The 15,956-nt window shown below is 49.1% G+C and carries 11 protein-coding genes and 1 tRNA gene; 9 read left to right on the top strand and 3 right to left on the bottom strand.

The window, feature by feature from the left end; all coding sequences use genetic code 11:
- Position 1 precedes the first annotated feature (1 nt).
- Complete coding sequence (gene fucU, locus GRF59_RS24620) at positions 2 to 427, top strand: L-fucose mutarotase (protein WP_160500385.1); 426 nt, start codon at positions 2 to 4, stop codon at positions 425 to 427.
- A gap of 106 nt (positions 428 to 533) precedes the next feature.
- On the opposite strand, the gene asnB is transcribed toward fucU, so the two are convergent.
- Positions 534 to 2,378: an asparagine synthase (glutamine-hydrolyzing) gene (gene asnB / locus GRF59_RS24615; protein ID WP_160500384.1), complete on the bottom strand. Its 1,845-nt coding sequence runs from the start codon at positions 2,376 to 2,378 to the stop codon at positions 534 to 536.
- A 294-nt stretch (positions 2,379 to 2,672) separates the two neighbouring features.
- Between asnB and GRF59_RS30060 the strand changes: the two genes are divergently transcribed.
- Complete coding sequence (locus GRF59_RS30060) at positions 2,673 to 2,804, top strand: hypothetical protein (RefSeq protein WP_272915022.1); 132 nt, start codon at positions 2,673 to 2,675, stop codon at positions 2,802 to 2,804.
- A gap of 73 nt (positions 2,805 to 2,877) precedes the next feature.
- On the opposite strand, the gene GRF59_RS24610 is transcribed toward GRF59_RS30060, so the two are convergent.
- Entirely contained in the window at positions 2,878 to 3,171 is a 294-nt protein-coding gene (locus GRF59_RS24610) for a magnetosome magnetite crystal formation protein family (protein ID WP_160500383.1), read from the bottom strand.
- A gap of 154 nt (positions 3,172 to 3,325) precedes the next feature.
- On the opposite strand from GRF59_RS24610, the gene GRF59_RS24605 reads away from it, so the two are divergent.
- A tRNA-Arg gene (locus GRF59_RS24605) sits at positions 3,326 to 3,399 on the top strand.
- Between the two features lie 612 nt (positions 3,400 to 4,011).
- Here GRF59_RS24605 and GRF59_RS24600 read toward each other — a convergent pair.
- On the bottom strand, positions 4,012 to 4,962 hold the full coding sequence (locus GRF59_RS24600; protein ID WP_237392033.1) for a serine hydrolase domain-containing protein: 951 nt from the start codon (positions 4,960 to 4,962) through the stop codon (positions 4,012 to 4,014).
- Between the two features lie 474 nt (positions 4,963 to 5,436).
- On the opposite strand from GRF59_RS24600, the gene GRF59_RS24595 reads away from it, so the two are divergent.
- From GRF59_RS24595 to GRF59_RS24570, 6 genes are all read left to right on the top strand, one after another.
- Positions 5,437 to 6,153 carry an alpha/beta hydrolase gene (locus tag GRF59_RS24595; protein ID WP_237392032.1) on the top strand — a complete coding sequence of 239 codons (717 nt, stop codon included), beginning with the start codon at positions 5,437 to 5,439 and terminating at the stop codon, positions 6,151 to 6,153.
- Between the two features lie 21 nt (positions 6,154 to 6,174).
- Complete coding sequence (locus tag GRF59_RS24590) at positions 6,175 to 7,134, top strand: ABC transporter permease subunit (RefSeq protein ID WP_160500381.1); 960 nt, start codon at positions 6,175 to 6,177, stop codon at positions 7,132 to 7,134.
- A gap of 17 nt (positions 7,135 to 7,151) precedes the next feature.
- Positions 7,152 to 8,057: a carbohydrate ABC transporter permease gene (locus GRF59_RS24585; RefSeq protein WP_160500380.1), complete on the top strand. Its 906-nt coding sequence runs from the start codon at positions 7,152 to 7,154 to the stop codon at positions 8,055 to 8,057.
- A gap of 141 nt (positions 8,058 to 8,198) precedes the next feature.
- Positions 8,199 to 9,797, top strand: coding sequence for a type 2 periplasmic-binding domain-containing protein (locus GRF59_RS24580; protein WP_160500379.1), 1,599 nt, complete (start codon positions 8,199 to 8,201; stop codon positions 9,795 to 9,797).
- A gap of 410 nt (positions 9,798 to 10,207) precedes the next feature.
- Positions 10,208 to 12,370 carry a beta-glucosidase BglX gene (gene bglX / locus GRF59_RS24575; protein WP_160500378.1) on the top strand — a complete coding sequence of 721 codons (2,163 nt, stop codon included), beginning with the start codon at positions 10,208 to 10,210 and terminating at the stop codon, positions 12,368 to 12,370.
- A gap of 148 nt (positions 12,371 to 12,518) precedes the next feature.
- Positions 12,519 to 15,878 carry a GH36-type glycosyl hydrolase domain-containing protein gene (locus tag GRF59_RS24570; protein ID WP_160500377.1) on the top strand — a complete coding sequence of 1,120 codons (3,360 nt, stop codon included), beginning with the start codon at positions 12,519 to 12,521 and terminating at the stop codon, positions 15,876 to 15,878.
- The last annotated feature ends 78 nt before the right edge of the window (positions 15,879 to 15,956 follow it).

Raw genomic sequence — 15,956 nt, 5'->3', positions numbered from 1 at the left:
GATGCTGAAAGGTATTTCCCCTTTGCTGTCGCCGGAGCTGCTGAAGATTCTAGCCGAGATGGGACATGGGGATGAAATTGTGTTTGGCGATGCAAATTTTCCGGCCGTATCGATGGCGCAGCGCTTGGTCCGGGCTGATGGCCATGGAATTCCCGAGCTGCTGGAGGCGGTGCTTGAACTGTTCCCGCTGAACCACTACGTAACGCACCCGGTAATGCTGATGCAGGTCGTACCTGGAGATCCGGTGGAAACACCGGTATGGGACGTATATCGTGGCCTGGTGGATAAGGTGGAAGAAGGCATAGATTTCGCGGAAATCGAGCGCTCTGAATTTTATGAGCGCGCGAAAAAAGCATACGCGGTCATTGCGACCGGGGAGAAGGCGTTATACGGAAATGTGATCTTGTCCAAAGGGGTTATCGGGTAAGGCGATTCCAGTTTACCTTTTATCCCGAAAATGCATTGTAATAAGATAGATGAAGCCCATTCCTTCCAGAATGGGCTTTTTCGTGCCGAAGGCTTTTTGCGGCCAATCATTTGATGGATATATGGTACGTTTTCAACCAGTTATTGACCTGGGCCAGATACGCAAACAGCTGCGGTCCCGACATCAGTTGGCCGAACCAGGGCAGATTGGAGGAGGCTTCAGGAGAGGCTGCGATCTCGCGTATTTTTTCCTGGTTGATGAGCGGAAGAATCGGCGAGGATGAATCATCAAGAATATCCAGCATTTGTTTTTTTACGGCTGACAGAAAATCAGGGTTATGCGTTTTAGGATAAGGGCTTTTTTTACGGTATAGCACATCTTCCGGCAGTACCCCTTCCAGGGCTTTGCGCAGAATGCCTTTTTCACGGCCGCCTGTCATTTTCATTTCCCAAGGGATATTCCATACATACTGCACCAGACGGTGGTCACAATAAGGAACACGGACTTCTAGACCGACACCCATGCTCATGCGGTCTTTGCGATCCAGCAGCGTTGGCATGAAGCGGGTGATATTCAGATAGGACATGACACGCATTTGAGCCTGCTGGCCGTTCTCACCGCGAAGTTTTGGCACTTCCCGCACGGCTTCGGCATATCGGTCACCCAGATAATCGAGCGGCCGCGTCCATTCCCGAATTTCGGGAGAGAGAAGGCTTGCACGCATTTCGGAGGCTACCGCCCAGGGGAAGGTCCCAGAATTCAGCATTTCTTCCCTGTGAAACCATGGATAGCCGCCGAAAATTTCATCCGCAGCTTCCCCGGATACGGCAACGGTGGCACCTTTCTTGATTTCCCGGCAAAAGAGATAAAGAGATCCGTCCACATCGGCCATTCCGGGCAGATCACGCGTCAGAGTGGAGTTGTTCAGCGATTCAATCAGTTCGGGCGTGTCAAACTCAATATAGTGATGATTCGTCCCCAGTTCCTCAACCATCCGTTTGATCCATGGCGCGTCGGCTCCAGGCTGAAAACTATGTGATTTGAAATGTTTGTCGTTGCCGACATAATCGACCGAATAAGTGTCCATCTGTCCCTGACCGGTCTGGTTATAGTATTGCACCGCAAGAGCCGTTAATGCACTCGAATCCAGTCCGCCGGAAAGCAGGGTACAAACCGGAACGTCTGAAACGAGCTGACGCTCGAGCGTATCCTGAAGCAGCTCACGCAGCCGCGCCGCGGTTGCCTCCGTGTCATCTTCATGCTGGTGGCTATCGAGCTTCCAGTAGGCATAGGATTTCAAGCCTTTGCGGCTGAAAATCATCGCATTGCCGGCACGCAGCTCCTTGATATCCCGGTAAACCCCTTGCCCCGGGGTTCTTGCCGGTCCGATCATGAATACTTCCGCCAGGCCTTCCGCACCGACAACCGGTTCAACCTTCGGATGCTGCAGCAGCGCCTTAGGTTCGGAGCCGAAGATAAGTGTGCCCCCGATCAGACTGTAAAAGAAGGGCTTCACACCAAGCCGGTCACGTGCCATAAATACCTGCTCGCGTACGCTGTCCCAGATGGCAAAGGCGAAAATACCGTTAAATTTATCGACGCAGTCAGGTCCCCACTCGATATAGGAAACCAGAAGAACTTCCGTATCACAATTCGTCCGGAAGTGATGTCCTCTTTTCAGCAGTTCGCGTTTGAGCTCTGCCGCATTATACAATTCCCCGTTATATACTATGGTGTATAAATCCTCATCATCGTATACAAGCATGGGCTGCGCCCCGTTTTCCGGATCGATGACGCTAAGCCTCCGATGTCCGAAAGCACAGGGACCCGAGATCCAGGTTCCGTATGCATCCGGCCCCCTTGGGGTCAAGGTTTCCGTCATTTTTACGAGCGTTTGCGAACTCTGCGTCAAATCGCTGCTCCACTGAACAAAACCGGTTATTCCGCACATGACGGCTCATCCTTTCTTTGTCGTTTGTCCACCCGTTATCATTCCCTTGTCAGGATTTTGCCAAATTTCATTTGTCAAAGTGATACAGTTATATGCCGAAGATGGGCATATGATGTCTGTCCGAAAGCGAAGCTATCTTCAGCGACTTGTCATAAGAAGAGGGATACTGTCATGCGGCTTTGCCGTTGTCTAAGCTGTCCTACATTCTGCTTGAGCCTGTATGTTCAGCCAAAAATTACGGCTCATAAGCGTCCTTGATGCATCCCATACTATAGATCAGGGGGGTGAGCGAAAGTGGCGTTCACGTACAAAAAGACGAAAGGCAACAAGTATGCCCACCAGACTGAATTTGCTGAAGAAGTCCTGAGCAAAAACGACAGAAATATGGCTGTTCCGCAAAGCCCGAGACGTTTTGGCAATAAGTAACCCCTAAAGTGAAAAACCTCCGCATTCGGAGGTTTTCATTACATATAATGGAAGGAATTTATTTTTTATGGAGCTAGGCATACTCACGGAGCACTTGAATACCTTTGACGATATTGTAGATGAAGGTACCGAAATAGATAATCACAAACAAAATAACATAACCGAATACCGATCCCGGATTATCTGCTCCGAAAGTGAGTACAAACAGGGGAACCGCAGCGGCGAAAGGTACGATATGCGAAATCAGCGCCCGTTTTGAATGCATCGCAACATACGAGTCTCTGGAAGCGATCCAGACAATCACCGGAAAAATGAAAGGCGCGAAAAATATGCTGAAATAGGACAAAGACGATAATAATTGACGCATAGAACATGCTCCTTTACAATGATGTATGGTGTTATCATATTACCCTGCGTCTCTGCCGATGATTCAATTTGTAAATTTCCCTTTGAATTTTTGGAATTATGAGTTATAATAATAAACGCATCATTTTTAAAAAATGAATGCACCTACATACTAAGTCCCAGTAGCTCAGCTGGATAGAGCAACGGCCTTCTAAGCCGTCGGTCGGGGGTTCGAATCCCTCCTGGGACGTACTAAAAGCCACTCATTGCGAGTGGCTTTTTTGATTTATGGAGGGATGAGAACCCCTCAGGGTTCGTCGGAGCATAAGCTACGTTAGCATTCGCATCGCAGTCAGCCCGAAAGGGCTGTATCCCTCCTGGGACGTATTAAAAGCCACTCATTGCGAGTGGCTTTTTTAAATGCTCGGAGGGGGGAGCAACCTTTTTTTCTAGATGGACGCTCCGCAAACGAATCATTCCTCCGATCGCTGTTGTCCCCAAAATCATTATGAACTTGTATGGAATAGGTTTAATTTCGGGGACAAAGGCGACCGCTAACGCTTCTTCGGAATTGATTCGTCCGCTCCGCTGGTTCGAAGGTATGCAACAAAATTAAAAGCCACTCCGAGGAGTGGCTTTTTTGATATAAAGATGGATATAAGTCGATGTGAACATCCAGATTTTCTTTGAAGGGTGTCTTACTTCGAAGCAGCATAGCAGGCGAATCAATCTCGAAAAAGCGAAGCGGTCGCCTTTGTCCCCGGATTTTAACAATAAAAAATAATAATGAAATAAATCCGGGGACAACAGCGATTGGAGGGATGATTCGCATGCGGAGCGTTTACTCTCAAAAGGGAACTCTCTAAAGCAAAGGCAATATCTCCGCCCACACCGCATCGAGAATCCCCTGAATGTCATCTTCCTCGCTGTTAACGGCGATAACGGCATTTTTGCCGGGAATTACGACGCACAGCTGTCCATGCGCACCATCCGCACGATAGGCCTCATGCGTACACATCCAGAACTGGCAGCCATAACCTTGGCTCCAATCCGCACTGCCTTGATTATCGATATGCTTCCGGGTCACAAAATCAATCCAATCTGCGGGTACCAGCTGCTGGCCTTGCCAAGATCCTTTTTGCAAAAGCATCTGGCCGAAACGGCTCAGCTCCTCATTGCTGATGGAAAGTCCCGCGCAACCCAGCGTCACGCCAAGCGGAGATGTCTCCCAGGTCACGTCATGTATGCCAAGCGGCTCGAACAAACGTGGAGTCAAGTAGTCCCTCACGGTCTGACCGACCGCGGCTTGCACCAATGCGGAGATGACAAAAGTATCGCCGCTGCTGTAAGTAAATGTCTCCCCCGGAATCCGGTCCAAAGGCAGCGACATGTAATATTTGACCCAATCTTTCTCCTGTAGAGAAGCTCTTTCATCGGCCCACAGCGGAGGCGCATCATGTCCCGAAGACATCCGCAGCAGGTTGTACAGCGTAAGCTCCCCGGGACGAAGGGCAGGATCATCGGTTTCCTGGGCATATTGCGGAAAGAAGTCCTTGAGCTTGGTTTCCAAAGACAGCTTGTTCTCGGCAATGGCCAAGCCTACCGCCATACAGGTGAAGGATTTGCTGACCGAATGCTGGAGCCTGCGCTCGTCGCGGGTCAGATCCCATTGCGCTAATACGGTTCCATTTTGCAGCACACGTGCGGATAGAACGTTTAATCCCTGTTCGGAAATACGGTGGACAAACCCGGTTAATGATTTGGTCATCGAAGACAGGCCTTCTTTCTTTCTATAGTATAGAAACGTTTCCATGATATTCTTCTAATTTAGAATTTAGTATAATTCGATCTGCATGTCAATTTGGCAATGAATACCGCTTACAAATTGCATTACTAACAAAAAAAGGGTTATTTTTAGCGAAAAAGTGAACAATCTATCCGCAGTGATGTGGTTTTATTAAATGATAGTTGACACGGATTGTCATGAGGATTATGATGTTATCGAAACGATTCGAATGAATCGCTTTCAATTAGGCAATTGGTGTAACAAACTTTATATCAAGTTATGTTTTCTATAGGCTGAAAGGCCACGTGGTGCAAGCTATATGGCCGATTTAAAGCGAAATTATCTCTTTTCTTGGAAAAAGAAGAAACGTTTCGTTTCAATGACATGTCGGGATGGTATATACATACCATCGAGACTCCGGAGAAGGTTGTAAACTGGATTAGATGAAAGGGGTTACATATGGCGCATATCACAATAGACACAGGATCGCCTACTTTACGAATGACAACCAGTATACATGTGATCTCCCCTGTTGATACCGGTGTACCAACAAGCAGTACGCTTTATCTGCTCCATGGTGCGGGTGACAATGCGAGTACATGGCATCGCTTAACGACCGTTGAGCAGTACGCCGCCAAGTACGGATGCACGGTGATCATGCCGGAAGTGAACCGCAGTTATTACACGGACATGGAGTACGGTCTCGATTACTTTTACTACGTAACACAGGAGCTTCCAGATCTTTGCGGGCGGCTGTTCCGGCTGAACGACGATCCCAAGCAGACTTTTGTCGCTGGTTTGTCCATGGGGGGATACGGCGCATTGAAAGCCGCTCTTACTTATCCGGACCGTTATGCAAAAGCCGTGTCGCTCTCCGGTGTCACGGATATCCAGCAGCGTCTTCGTGATCCGAACATGGAGCCGGGGATGGATAAGGAGATGCAGGCGGTATTCGGGACAAGCCTTGAGGTGAAGCCGGATCAGGATTTGTACGCTCTGGCTGCAAAACGAATCGAAGAAGGCGGCGCGCTGCCTCTGATACTCAACTGCTGCGGCACCGAAGATCCATTCATCGGGATGAACCGTGAGTTTGCCGAATACATGCAGAAGACGCCATTCGACTTCAAGTATGTGGAAGGCCCTGGATCGCATGATTGGCTTTTCTGGGAGGAGCATTTGAAGACAGCATTTGACTTCTTGTTTAACGAAAAGAACTAAGTAAAAGTGAGGCGATGCAAATTGAAACCCGCAGCCTTAGGGCCTGACAAAAGTTTAAAAGGGCGTCCGAAATCCACACCCTGGTTCAAGGAGATTTGGAAGCACCGGATGACTTACACGCTGCTCATTCCAGGATTGATCTGGTTAATACTTTTCGCTTATTTGCCGATGGGCGGTTTGTCCCTGGCATTCAAGCACTACCGAGCCAACGATGGAATCTGGGGTAGTCCTTGGGTTGGATTCGAGAATTTCAAATATGTTTTCCGGGATCCGACCTTTGCGCAAGCCGTGTGGAGAACGCTATACGTCAATATTATTAAACTCGTCATTACGTTCCCGTTCCCGATCCTGCTGGCATTGATGCTGAACGAGCTGCGGATGGGACGGACGAAAAAATGGTTCCAAACCGTGTTTACGTTCCCGCAATTCTTGTCCTGGATTATTGTTTCCGGGATTGTTATCAACGTACTTTCCTACGACGGATTGCTCAACAGCACACTGTCGATGATCGGACTTCCGACCATTAACTTCTTGGGTTCGGAAAAAATGTTTCTCCCGATGCTGATTCTAACGGATATCTGGAAATCAACCGGGTGGGGAGCCATCATCTTCTTGGCCGCCATTTCCGGGATCGATCAGGATCAATATGAATCGGCGCAGATTGACGGCGCATCGCGCATGCAGCAAATCTTCAAAGTGACGCTGCCTAACATTCTTCCTACCGTAACCGTGATGTTCATCTTGAACGTAGGCGGTCTGATGTCCGCCGGCTTCGACCAAATTTTCAACTTGGCGAATGCGGCTACACAGAATGTATCTCAAGTGCTTGATGTGTACATTTACCGGATTACGTTCCAATCTTCGACGGACTTTTCGTTCTCGACGGCTGTCAGCTTGTTCCGCTCGCTCGTGAATATGGTACTGCTGCTGGCTGCTGACCGGATCGCGAAGATGATGGGTGGAGACGGATTATTCCGATAGGAAAGGAGTGTTAATTGATGAGTACCACAGCTGCAAAAAAACAGCATAAATACCGCATAGGCAAAATGACTCTTCTGGATTACATCCTGCTGATTGCGCTGATTGTATTATCCCTAATGATTCTGATTCCGTTCTGGAACGTTATTATGATTTCATTCTCGTCGCAAAAGGAATATGCAGATAATCCGATGATGCTGTTCCCGAAACATCCGACGCTTGATGCGTACAAGGCATTATTTGCGGATGGAAGAATTCTGACAGGCTTCTGGAACACGATAAAAATCCTGGTTGTGGGGCTGCCGCTCAGCTTGTTCTTAACGAGCACCATGGCTTACGGCCTGAGCCGCAACAAATTCCCGGGTAAGAAGTTCATCTTTTTCCTGGTCCTGTTCACCATGATATTCAACGGTGGTATCGTACCGCTGTACCTGGTGATGAAGTCGCTGCATCTGACCGGCACCCTGTGGTCCGTCATTTTGGTAGGCAGCTTCAGTGCTTTTAATATGATCTTGATGATGAACTACTTCCAAGGCTTGCCGGAATCCCTCATGGAATCCGCAAGGTTAGACGGAGCAGGGGAATGGAAAATTCTCTTCTCGATCGTTCTGCCGCTGGCTGCACCGATTATGGCCACGATTACGTTGTTCTACGGCGTTGCCTTCTGGAATGGATGGTATGATGCCATGATCTTCCTCCGAAAGGCGGAGATGCTGCCGCTGCAAAATGTATTGAGGACGATCATTGTCGAGTCAACCACCAATGTTTCCAACGCGGCAAGCGTGGATTCCATAGGCAAGCAAGGCTTCTCCACGGGAATGAAAATGGCGTCGGTCTTCGTTTCGATGCTGCCAATCATGTGCTTCTTCCCGCTGCTGCAAAAGCACTTCGCTAAAGGGGTGTTAACAGGGGCGATCAAGACCTAATTCTCGATATAAAATGAACTGAAGTTTTAACTTGCTTCTCCTTGATTTCACTATTCTTCAGGAGAAGTCTTTCCTTCTTTCTTTAGTTCAATTTATGTAATAGATTTTTACCAAAAAATCTGATCAACATGGGGGTAAAACATGAAAACCAAAAGAAAGATGCTTAAACCTCTCTTGGCCGTGGCATTGTCTGCGGTGATGCTGACGGTGACTGCATGCTCGAAAGAAAGCGCATCAGGCGGCAACGAGAAGGATGCAGACGGAAACTACAAGGACAAACTCAAAATCTCCGTCGCGCAAACGACTGAAGTGAAAGACGGTGTGCTTGACAACGAGTTCCACAAGTTCTGGATGGACAAATTCAATATCGAATGGGATTACAACTATATTCAATGGGATTCCTGGGCAGAAAAACTTCGCCTCTGGGTCAACTCCGGCGATCTGCCTGACGTAGCGAGCTGGAACTATGTACATGGCGATTTCATGAACTACGTAGATCAAGGACTTTTGTATAAATTCCCGGATGATTGGAAAGAACGCTGGCCGAACATCGCCGCAGCCTACAAGTTGACCGGTCTTGGCGACAAGCTGGAAGAACTGACAGGCGGCACGTACATCTTGCCGAAACCAGTGTACTACCAAAACAAACCGGCTGATCCGCTCGTGAACCAAATCGGCGTTATCGCGCTGCGCAAAGACTGGGCGAAAGCGGTAGGATTTGAGCTCAAAGACGAGTACACCACAAGCGAATTGATGAAATATGCCGAACTGATCAAAGAAAAAGATCCAGGCAAACTTGGTTCGAAACTTGTTCCGATTTCTTATAACGCAGATGATGCTCTGACGAACATCATCATGGCGAACAGCGAGCACTCCCGTGTGGAATCCGCGTTCTACAAGGGTGAAGACGGCAAATTCCATTGGGGACCAGCCGATCCTGAGACGCTTACCGGATTGAAATTGATGCAAAAAGCATACAAAGAGGGACTTTTGAATCCTGAGTTCTACACCTGGAAAAATAACGAAGGCAGCGACAACTTCAGAGTCAAAGGCGTAGCCGGAATTACTTCTCTCGGCGGCCTGGCATCATACAGACAAGACATGGACAAGAACATGAAGAAAAACCTCGGGGTAAACAGCGATGACCTCGTTCATACCGCTATTGTCGTAGGCGATGACGGCAAATACCGTAACTTGGAACAGCCGAACTTCTGGTCTTCGCTCATTTTCTCGCCGAACATCAGCAAAGAGAAATTCGAACGGATCATGGATCTGATCGACTACTCGACAAGCCAAGAAGGACAATTGCTGCTGAACATGGGCTTTGAAGGAAAAGACTGGAAATACGACGAAAATAAAGAGCTGGTAAGCCTGCTTCCTGAAGGAACATCTCTCGAAGATAAATACCCTGCACGTTTCGAAGGTTTGTATGTTCTCGGTGACGATTTCAGTACGATCAATCCGGCGATCAAAAAAGAATATCGCGAAACCGCAATAAAACATTTCCAAGAAAAAGCGAAGCTTGGAACAGAAGGCGGCAAACTCGCTACGTATGACTGGGATGTTCAATTGTACGATTCCAAAGCAAAAAGCCAGGCATCGTTCGAATACCAAAACGAGTATGCCAACCTGATTCTGCAAAGCGGTGATCTGGAAGCGAACTGGAAGAAATGGGTGCAAAGCAAGCAATCCCTCGTTCAACCGGCTCTGGATGAATTGAACAGCAAATTTGGCAAGTAAAAATACCGCTTCAATGGACTCGGGCTGAGGCGATTGCCACTGTCCGAGTCTAGGGGAACCCGGTGTGCAGGATGTTGAATGCCGCCGGGTTCTTCTCTTCCAAAGGCGGGTTCGGGACAGGTCATCCCTGGGGGGGACTTTCCGAACCGGCCGCGCGGAAGGGAATCTGAAATGATCTTCTGAATGAGGAATTTGCACAAAGATTAGAGGCAAGAGCTTTTTTCCTTGTCCAGTCATGTAAGGACAATGGACTTTGTGCAAGCTCCTGAGAAAGGAGAAAGAATCGAAGAGGTCATCTTTTGTGCCTCTGATGTTTCTATAATGAAGGTTTTTTCGCCTTGAAAGTCTCTTAGCAGCACTTACAGAAGAAATGAGTTCATTAATCTTAAGCAGGCAGTGGAGGGAACTGTATGGATAATAAGCAATTGCAAGACCTTGTAGAACAAATGACGCTAGAAGAAAAAATTGCCCAATTGCTGCAGCTTACCGCCCATCTTCATGAAGGCACGGACAACGAAGGACAAGTGACGGGCCCGATGGAAGAAATGGGAATTACCGAACCGATGGTAACAGCCAGCGGTTCCGTGCTTGGTCTTTCGGGTGCGCAGGCCGTTATAGATGTACAACAATCCTATCTTAGCAAAAGCCGCCTCGGCATTCCGCTGCTCTTCATGGCGGATGTGGTGCATGGATTCAAAACCATTTTCCCTATACCGCTAGCGATTGGCTGCTCCTGGAATACGGAACTGGCCGAGAAGAGCGCGGAAATTGCCGCGAAGGAATCCGCCGTATCCGGCATTCATGTGACGTTTGCGCCGATGGTAGACCTGGTGCGCGATCCGCGCTGGGGCAGAGTGATGGAAACGACGGGAGAAGACCCATATCTGAACAGTCTGTTCGCACGGGCTTTTGTCCGAGGTTACCAGGGAGACAATTTGAAGGATAATCCTGATCGTCTTGCCGCATGCGTGAAGCATTTTGCCGCATATGGCGCTCCGGAAGGCGGGCGTGACTACAATACGGTGAACATGTCCGAACGTCAATTGCGCGAGCAATATCTGCCGGCTTATCGGGCAGCGCTCGATGAAGGCTGCGAAATGGTCATGACCTCCTTCAATACGGTGGACGGCATTCCGGCGACTGGTAACGAAAAACTCTTGCGCGGCATTCTGCGAGACGAGTGGGATTTTGACGGTGTCGTGATATCGGACTGGGCTTCCATCCGTGAAATGATCGCGCATGGCGCGGCGGAAGATGATTGTGAAGCGGCTTACCGCGCGATTCGAGCTGGGGTGGACATCGAAATGATGACGCCTTGCTATGTGAACCATCTCCCGCAGTTGATCGAAAGCGGACGTGTGGATGAAGCGCTGATCGATGAAGCTGTATTGCGCATTCTGCATCTGAAAAATAAACTCGGTCTCTTCGAAAATCCGCTGCGTGCGGCAGACCCTGAAAGAGAACGCGAAGTCATTTTCTGCGAAGAACATCGAAACGTTTCGTATGAATTAGCTGCCAAATCCAGCGTACTGCTCAAAAATAACGGCCTGCTGCCGCTTCATTCCGATGCCAATATTGCTCTCATCGGTCCATTCGCGCAAAGCGACGATATTCTGGGCTGGTGGTCCTGTGTCGGAGCCAAGGAAGATGCTGTGCAGCTTGGAACTTCGCTTAAGGAGCGTTTGTCAGGCGGACAGCTCAGCATTGCCGAAGGTTGCGGTATCGATTCGATCACGCCGGAACAGCTTGAAGGCGCACTTGAAACAGCGCGCAGTGCCGACATCATCGTATTGGCTCTTGGCGAAGAATCAGCCATGAGCGGTGAGGGCGGTTCACGGACGGATATTCGTCTTCCAGAGGCACAGATTGAACTGGTGAAACAGCTGAAGTCCTTGGGCAAACCGATTGCCGCTGTGATCTTTAACGGTCGTCCACTTGATTTGCACGGCATTTTCGAAGAAGCGGATGCGGTGCTTGAAGCTTGGTTCCCGGGAAGCGAAGGCGGAGCAGCGATTGCAGATATTCTCATCGGCCGCGTGAACCCTTCCGCACGGTTGACCATGTCCTTCCCGCAATCGGTCGGTCAGGTTCCGGTATACTACAACCATTTCAATACGGGGCGTCCGATGGATCCGCGTAAAACCGAGGAACGTTATGTTTCCAAATACATCGACAGCCCGAATGAACCGCTGCTTCCGTTCGGATTCGGACTTTCCTATACGACCTTTGAATACAGTGACCTTACGATTTCAAGTTCAGAGATGAAGGCTGATCAGACGCTCACGGTTCAGGTCAGCGTGAAGAACACAGGAGATCGTGAAGGGGTGGAGACCGTACAGTTGTACATCCGCGATGTCACGGGTGAAGTTGTTCGTCCGCTTCGCGAGCTGAAAGGCTTTGAGAAACTTAGCCTTGCGCCAGGAGAAAGCGGCACGGCCACGTTCACGCTGACGGAAGAACAGCTTCGTTACTATCATTCCGATCTCAGCTTTGGCAGTGATCCGGGTACCTTCCAGGTATTTGTCGGACCTAACAGCCGCGATACGCTGGAGCAATCTTTTAAACTGATCTAATTCAAAAAAAGGCGGCAAAAAATAGATTTCCCGAGAGATACTCGTCTTTACGTAAATAACCACATAAAGAAAATACTGTACACTGCCTTGAAAAAACAACCGTCTATGATGCCGGCTTGTTTAATTGGATAGGAGGAATAAACATAAAATGACAGCCACCATTACGAATTCAAAGTTTAACGTTCAAGCTGGTGATCTGTGCTTTACCTTTTGGGAGAGCGGAGATTTGTATCAGGCCGTAAGCGGCCGGACCATGATTAATCAATTGATGACAAGCCCTGTTGAAGGGTCTTTAAATAACCTTTATTTGCGTATCCATACCGATGCCGGTATCAACTTTTATCCGCTGCTCGGCATTCATTCCAACAGCACGATTAGCGTAAACAGCAGCCGGATCGTATGGGAAGGAAGCGCAGAAGGTGTTCAATATAAAGTGACCTTTGCATTGTCTGCTCAGGGCGTATGGTTCTGGGATGTCGTGACCCGCGGTGAAGGGGTGAACATCGATATTGTTTACGGCCAGGATATCGGTGATGCGGATGTTGGCGCAGTACGCAGCAATGAGGCATACCTGTCCCAGTATATAGATCATTCGGTATTCGAGGACGAACAACACGGCTATGTCGTATGTTCGCGCCAGAATCAGCCGCAGGGCGGGGCATTCCCATATATTCAGCAGGGCTCCCTGACTCGCGCGGCCGGTTACTCGACCGACGGCTTCCAATTTTTCGGACTGTCTTATAAAGAAACCAACGTACCATCCTGCCTGAGCCAGGCCAAGCTTGCCAATGAAATCTACCAGTATGAATTCGCCTATACGGCGCTTCAATCCGAGTTGGTTTCACTGCATGGTGAAGCACGCTTCGTGTTTTACGGCCTTGTCAAAGCCGATCATGCGGCTGCAGTAACAGAGCTGGAATTCAAGGATGAGGTGCAGCAGGCCTGGGAGGCTTATCTGGCAGAAGATCAGGGCGGATCGCTGCAGAAGCTTTCCCCGGTTCGTCTGAAAGCAGTCATTGGCGAACCGCTGCATACTCTTTCGCTAACGGAGAATGAAATCAATGAGCGTTTCCCGGGTCACAAGAGACACCAGGAAGAGCGTGAAGATGGACAGCTCTTGGCTTTCTTTACAGATACCTATGAGCATATCGTTTTGAAAGAAAAAGAAATGTTGGTTGAGCGTCCGCACGGACATATTTTGATGAGCGGGGATAACGTAAAATTTGGAGCTGAGGTCGTAACAACCACTTCCTATATGTATGGCATTTTCAACTCGCATCTAGTGGTTGGCAATACGAACTTTAACAAAATGATGAGCAATGCCCGTAATGCGCTGAACATTCCGAAAATGGCAGGACAGCGGATTTACGTGGAAGTGGACGGAAAATATCGGCTGCTCACCATGCCATCCCTGTTCGAAATTGGTTTTAACTATGTGCGTTGGTACTACAAGACCACTGTTGATACGCTGGTGATTACGAACTTCACGACCGTGGATACGCCGGAGGTTCGTCTGAACGTACGCTCCGAAAGCGGCAAGGCATATCGTTTCTTGGTAACCAATCAGGTTACGATGGATGTGAACGAATATGAGACTTCGGTGCAAATGACGAATGACAACGGCGTCCTTACTTTCTACGGCAGACAGGATGCGATCCGTACGGAGGCCTATCCGAACCTGAAGTATCGGATGTGGGTTGACGGGGCGAAGGCTCAGATCGGCGATGAAACTGATTTAGCCGAAGGAATCCAGGCGGGCTGCGCGTCTCTGATTACGATGAAGATCGAATCTGCCTCCGAGTGGACGCTTACCGTACAAGGATTGCTTGACGGAGAGGAACTTCCGGCATCGATCAAGAATATAGAAGAAGAGATTTGTAAATATCAGGAGTTCTATAAACAAGTTATGAATGGATTCCGGCTCACAGGAGCGGATGGGGCAGAAGAGGAGGACTTCTTCAAAGTCAACGCGCTGGCCTGGTGGTATACCCATAATATGCTCGTCCATTACTCGGTTCCGCATGGTTTGGAGCAGTACGGCGGAGCAGCTTGGGGAACGCGCGATGTATGTCAAGGTCCTACGGAGTATTTCATGGCAACGCAGAAATTCGAACAAGTTCGTGATATTCTGCTCACCGTATACATGCATCAGTATGAAGATGATGGAAACTGGCCGCAATGGTTCATGTTTGACCGTTATGCTCCGGTCCAGCAGGAGGAGAGCCATGGCGATATCATCGTTTGGCCGCTGAAGGTACTGAGCGACTATTTGACGGCAACGCAGGATTACAGTATTTTGAAGGAAAAGATTTCCTATACCCGCAAAGGCAGCTTCCAATTCACGGAGCAGCAATTTACGGTCCTGGAGCATGTGAATAAGGAAATCGATTATATCCGCAGTCATTTCCTGCATGATACGTACTTGTCTTCATACGGCGATGGGGATTGGGATGACACGTTGCAGCCGGCGAACGCGCAGCTGAAGAAGTATATGGTCAGCAGCTGGACGGTTGCCTTGACGTATCAGACGTTGACACAGCTGTCTGCCGCCCTTCGCACCGAGGAAGCAGCTCTGGCAGAAGAGCTTCAGGAAATGGCTTCCGGCATTAAGAGAGACTACAACCATTACATGCTGCAGACAGATGTCATTCCTGGGTTCCTCTACATGGAAGATCCGGCTTCGGCCAAGATGATGCTGCATCCGACGGATACCGAAACAGGGATCCAATACCGGCTGCTTCCGATGACGCGCAGTATGATTGCCGAGCTGCTGGATCCGGAACGTGCGAAGTCTCATTATGATCTCATCAAGGAGAAACTGTTCTTCCCGGATGGCGTGCGTCTGATGAACCGTCCTGCCCAATACGCGGGTGGCGTCAGTACCCATTTCAAGCGGGCGGAGCAAGCTGCGAACTTTGGCCGTGAGGTCGGGCTTCAATATGTTCATGCCCATATCCGGTTCGTGGAGGCTATGGCGAAGCTTGGACATGCCGAGGATGTATGGAACGGATTGAGCGTGATTAATCCGGTTGGTATTCGTGATGTCGTTCCCAATGCAGAGATTCGTCAGAGCAATGCTTACTTTAGCAGCTCGGACGGCAAATTCAACACCCGCTATGACGCGCAAACGAATTTTGACGACCTGCGCAGCGGCAAGGTTCCCGTGAAGGGCGGATGGAGAATCTATTCCAGCGGTCCGGGGATCTACATGAATCAACTGATTTCCAATGCGCTTGGCATCCGCCAGGATCATGAAGGTCTCGTTCTTGACCCTGTACTGCCAGCATCACTGGACGGCATGCATTTTGAATTCCAATATGATGGAGTGAAGGTGACCTTTATCTACCATATAACGGGAGCTTCCGTAGGCCGTATCGTCTTGAACGGAAAGACACTGGATTCGGAAAGAGTGGCTAATCCTTACCGTGAGGGCGGATTGCGCATTTCCAAGGAAGCCTTTGAAGAAGCCATGAATGGCGCTACGAATGTAATTGATATTTTTATGTAAAATTTTAGGCGATCTTTAGGGATCGCCATTTTCCATAGCTTTATAGACATTGAAGGCAAATATAGAATGGGGCCCAAC

Origin of the sequence: Paenibacillus dendrobii, assembly GCF_009807035.1 — a bacterium.
Classification (GTDB): Bacteria; Bacillota; Bacilli; order Paenibacillales; family Paenibacillaceae; genus Paenibacillus_AQ; species Paenibacillus_AQ dendrobii.
The sequence above is the reverse complement of the archived record's forward strand: the minus strand, read 5'-3'. Positions and strand labels throughout refer to the sequence as shown.